This is a genomic window from Thalassolituus sp. UBA6592, from assembly GCF_002433655.1.
Classification (GTDB): Bacteria; Pseudomonadota; Gammaproteobacteria; order Pseudomonadales; family Oceanobacteraceae; genus Venatoribacter.
In genome coordinates, this window is sequence record NZ_DJIO01000018.1 from 1 (window position 1) to 4377 (window position 4377).

A 4377-nucleotide genomic window follows, 5' to 3' on the forward strand; every position below is an offset into this window, starting at 1 on the left:
CGGAAAACTTCCTGCATGGCCGGTGCTTCACCAATGATTTCGTGTTCTTCTTCGGATTCGACACTTTCCGGAGCGGCTGCGTTCAGCTCTTCAAAATGCGCAATGGCACGCTGAATTAAATTAACCGCCTCATCAACGTCGAATGGCTTTGGCAGATACTCGAAAGCACCCTGTTGATAAGAGGATACCGCGCTTTCCAGATCGGAGTGCGCTGTCATAATAATGACCGGCAGATCCGGATGGGATTCATGGGCGTGACGCAACAGAGTCAGACCATCCATACCTGGCATGCGGATGTCGGAAATAATGGCATCCGGGTGTTCACGCTTAAGGGCAGACAGAGCCGGCTCCGCCTGTTCAAAAACGCGTGTGCGGATATTCGCCTGTTCAAGGGCTTTCTCCAGCACCCAGCGAATGGATTTGTCGTCATCAATAATCCAGACTGTGCTCATAATTATTCCAGCGGTAAATAAATTGAAAAAGTGGTTTTACCAGGGTCACTGGTGAATTCGATAATGCCGTTCTTCTGATTGATAATGGACTGCGAAATAGACAGACCCAGACCTGTACCTTCGGCGCGGCCACTGACCATGGGATAAAACAGGTTTTCCCTGAGGGCGGAGGCAATTCCCGGGCCGTTATCGGTTATATCAATCTGGGCAACCAAACGATGGCGGTGGTGACCGATGGTAAACTGGCGAACGGTTCGGGTACGCAGCTGCAGAGTTGGTTGCTCGACCGGCGGCTGAGCTTCAACCATCGCCTGCATCGCATTACGGCAGATGTTCAGCAGTGCCTGAATAAGCTGACCTTTGTCCGCTTCCAGTTCCGGAATCGAAGGATCGTAATCGCGCTCTATGATGATCTGCCCTTGAGATTCAACTTCAATCAATTGGCAGACGCGTTCAAGAACTTCGTGAACGTTGACCTGTTCCTGCTTGGGAATCTGGCGCGGACCTAACAGGCGGTCAACCAGATCGCGCAGGCGGTCAGCTTCTTCGATAATAATGTTGGTATATTCTTTCAGTTCCGCCGATGGTAGCTCCCGCTCCAGCAATTGTGCTGAACCACGGATACCACCCAATGGATTCTTAATTTCATGCGCCAGGCCACGTACCAGAGAGCGTGTGGTTTCCTGCTTGGCGATAAGCTGTTCTTCACGACTGATACGCATCAGTCGATCACGGCCCTGTAATTCAATCAGCAGAGATGGCAGACGGGTCTCCGGATGCGCTACCGGACTGACGCTGTAGTCCATGGTGATGTGCTGTTGATTGTGCAGCTGAATCAGGGCTTCACGCTTGGTGTAGGAGTGGCCGGTAATGACCGATTGCTCCAGCGCCTCGGTGGCTTCACTTGATTCGTAAGCAAGATCATAGAAAGGCACACCCAGACAGCGTTTGCCGCTCATTTCGAGCAGTGCTTCTGCTGCCGGATTGACGTACAGAACGATAAGATCCGCATCCAGTAACAGAACACCGGTATTCAGGTGTTCAAGAAGACGTTGATTAATAATCGCGCTGGCCAGCATTCAATTCTCCGCTTGCTGCCGGGTGCCGGGAATTCCGGTTGGCCTGTGGCTAAAGATAATAGACAGCCATGATCAGCAAAAACTGAGCCATTATTTTGTGATGCACAATATTAGCGCTGACTGCGGTAGTGAGTGGCACCAAAGAGAACACTCGAACGGTACCATGGTTTTTAGTTGACCATAAATGGTGCAAAAAGAAAATAAAGCGATCCAAGTTGGTGCTTTGTGGTGTTTTGGCGGGCTTTTACGCTGGGCTATCGCTATTCGGGCGGCAGCGGGCTGTACTGAAACAGGTCAGCCGCCGCGGTTGAGAGTAGAAGCCCGCTGAACATAAAGCGTCACCGGGTTACTGCTGATAAGGACTTTGCCTTTACTGTCACGTACCTGCATCTGCAGCTGGTGTTCCCCGCGGTTCAGGTTCTGCAGGGCAAAGTTGCTTTGCCGTCCTTCAGCGATCACAGCGCCGTTGTCGAGCATGACGATGGTGTCCTGTTCCCGCAGCGCCGGGCTCAGTACGGCAGACACCTGAACGTTGCCGGCGTAGCCGGATTGCAGATGATCCTCGTTGCGCGGCGTCACTATGCTGAGGCTGGTATAAGAAAAAACAGGTTCAGGTGGCTTTACTTCTTCTTTCGGCGGAACGTTGAAGGCAGGAACAATAGGGATTTCACGCACTTCGTGCTTTTTCGAGTTAGCGCTCGGCTTGTCGCTGAACACCACATTGCCGTTTTTATCACGGTATGTGTAAACCTCCGTCGCTGCAGCATTCGGCAACTGGCTTATGGTCAGTCCGGTGAGGATCAGGAGTGTGTGAATGCTTTGTTTCATAAAGACCAGCCTGGTGTTTTACCGTCAGAGATACAGATATACCATAACTGCATATCAGCCCATAAGCCTTATGACAGGGCAGTAAGCAGGAGTTCACAGAATTTATGATTGGTTTGATTCAGCGTGTCAGCGAGGCTCGCGTGGTGGTGGATGGCGAGACCGTTGGCGAAACAGGGCCGGGTATTCTGCTGTTGCTTGGCGTGCAGAAGGGCGATGATCAGTCCAAAGCCGATAAGCTGCTGCATAAGGTGCTTAATTACCGCATTTTTGCTGACGGGGAAGGACGGATGAACCGCAGTCTGGTCGATTGCGGTTATGAATTGCTGGTGGTGTCGCAATTTACTCTGGCGGCAGATACCGGCAAGGGTCTGCGCCCCGGATTTTCAGCAGCGGCTGCGCCAGCGGATGCCGAAGCTCTGTACGACTATTTCGCCGATTCTGCGGCACGGCAGGTAACGACTGCCCGGGGGCGCTTTGGCGCTGACATGAAAGTATCTCTGCTTAATGATGGGCCGGTGACCTTTCATCTTGAAGTCTGAAGGATTTGAAGGGTCTGGCGGATACTGATATCCGCATGATTTACAGGCATCTTTTGCGGCATTTACCGGTGAAAAGGACGGCTCCGCTGGCATATCTGGCTTTCGGAGCCAGACTTTAACAGATACATGCCGACAGAGGTCTGGCTTATGCTGACCATCGTTTACGACATTGAATTTGTGCTCAGTGAGCAGCATCAGCGCTTCGTTGTTCCTCTTGAACCAGGCGCTCTGTGCGGGCCTGAGGCTGAGCCTGACCCGCAACCTGAGTGGTTGTCGCTGGCTTACCAGCGCTGTGCCGACTGCCCTTTGGAGCGGCAGGGCGGTACCTGTCCGGCGGCGCTCAGCCTGTATCCGCTGGTGAAGGCTTTCTCCAGTGTGGTATCCCACGAGCCGGTCACTTTAAGAGTTCAGTTCGGCGAACGCAGATTAACCATGCCAGCGACGGCACAGCAGGCGATTGGTTCGCTGGCGGGCCTGTTGCTGGCCACCAGTGGCTGTCCGCATCTGGCCTTTCTGCGTCCGCTGGCCCGCTACCATGTGCCCCTTGCGGGCATGGAAGAAACGCACCTGCGGGCACTGTCGTCTTATCTGGTGGGTCAGTACCTGCGCGAACGCTTTGGTCTGCAAACGGATTTTTCTGCTCATACACTGCAATACTGGTATGAACGGCTGGGCCGCCTTAATCAGTGTCTGGCCAATCGTCTGCGCCGGGCCACAGAGGAAGATTCGGTGGTGAATGCTGTGGTGCTTCTTGATATGCTTGCGAAAACTTTTTCTTTGTCGCTCGACGACATACCTGCGGATGTTCTTGCGGTTTATGAACCGTATCTGACCGATGCTGACGGACCCGGAGCGGGCTTCTGAATGCTGACGGAGCCGCGGGACTTCGCACATTTCATGCAGATATCAGCTCAACACAACGGGAAGAACATTGGATTACTCTTTACTCAAGCACAGTCATGCCGGTCTGGCGTACCTCACCATCCTGCTGTTTGTCGGCCGTTTTGTGCTGTTTTACTTCTATCCGGTTCTGCGTCGCAATAAGGTATTTAAAATTGTGCCGCACGTGCTCGATACGCTGTTGTTGGTGTTCGCTGTGCTGTTATGTATCCGGATTGCTCAATATCCGCTCACTGATAACTGGCTGACGGCGAAAGTGATTGGTCTGCTGGCCTACATCGCTTTTGCTGCGGTGGCTATCAAACGCGCCAGCCGGCGGGCCTTTTTTACCGCAGTGTTGTGTTACCTGTATGTGCTGGGGGTGGCGAAGAGCCATGATCCACTGTCCTGGCTGACTCTGTTTATCTGATGTTGCTGCCGGATAAGCCATCGGTCGGTGGCATTATCAGAGCAGAATAAAAAAAACCGGACAGTGTCCCACTGCTGCCCCACAAATTTCTATTCAAGCATTTTCGAAAAATGTCAGGCCCCTTGTCCTCATAGAGGGGCGTTACCCCTCTCGCCGGACGGGCTACCTCC

Annotated in this window: 6 protein-coding genes; 3 read left to right on the forward strand and 3 right to left on the reverse strand. The window is 53.0% G+C overall.

The features are described 5' to 3' along the window. The 3 genes from B2Z72_RS01480 to B2Z72_RS01490 all read right to left on the reverse strand — a co-directional run. The coding region (locus B2Z72_RS01480) for a response regulator (RefSeq protein WP_297004045.1) at positions 1-452 on the reverse strand (452 nt) is incomplete at its 3' end. A 2-nt stretch (positions 453-454) separates the two neighbouring features. Next, positions 455-1531 (reverse strand): nitrogen regulation protein NR(II), encoded by a 1077-nt coding sequence (glnL, locus tag B2Z72_RS01485; protein ID WP_296985473.1) that lies wholly within the window; start codon positions 1529-1531, stop codon positions 455-457. A 294-nt stretch (positions 1532-1825) separates the two neighbouring features. Further along, positions 1826-2359: a DUF4124 domain-containing protein gene (locus tag B2Z72_RS01490; RefSeq protein WP_296985470.1), complete on the reverse strand. Its 534-nt coding sequence runs from the start codon at positions 2357-2359 to the stop codon at positions 1826-1828. Between the two features lie 104 nt (positions 2360-2463). On the opposite strand from B2Z72_RS01490, the gene dtd reads away from it, so the two are divergent. The 3 genes from dtd (at position 2464) to B2Z72_RS01505 (ending at position 4207) form a co-directional block, all read left to right on the forward strand. Continuing rightward, complete coding sequence (gene dtd, locus B2Z72_RS01495; protein ID WP_296985468.1) at positions 2464-2898, forward strand: D-aminoacyl-tRNA deacylase; 435 nt, start codon at positions 2464-2466, stop codon at positions 2896-2898. 147 nt (positions 2899-3045) lie between these two features. Next, positions 3046-3762: a DUF6901 family protein gene (locus B2Z72_RS01500; protein WP_296985466.1), complete on the forward strand. Its 717-nt coding sequence runs from the start codon at positions 3046-3048 to the stop codon at positions 3760-3762. Between the two features lie 67 nt (positions 3763-3829). Next, on the forward strand, positions 3830-4207 hold the full coding sequence (locus B2Z72_RS01505; RefSeq protein WP_296985464.1) for a SirB2 family protein: 378 nt from the start codon (positions 3830-3832) through the stop codon (positions 4205-4207). Positions 4208-4377 lie beyond the last annotated feature (170 nt).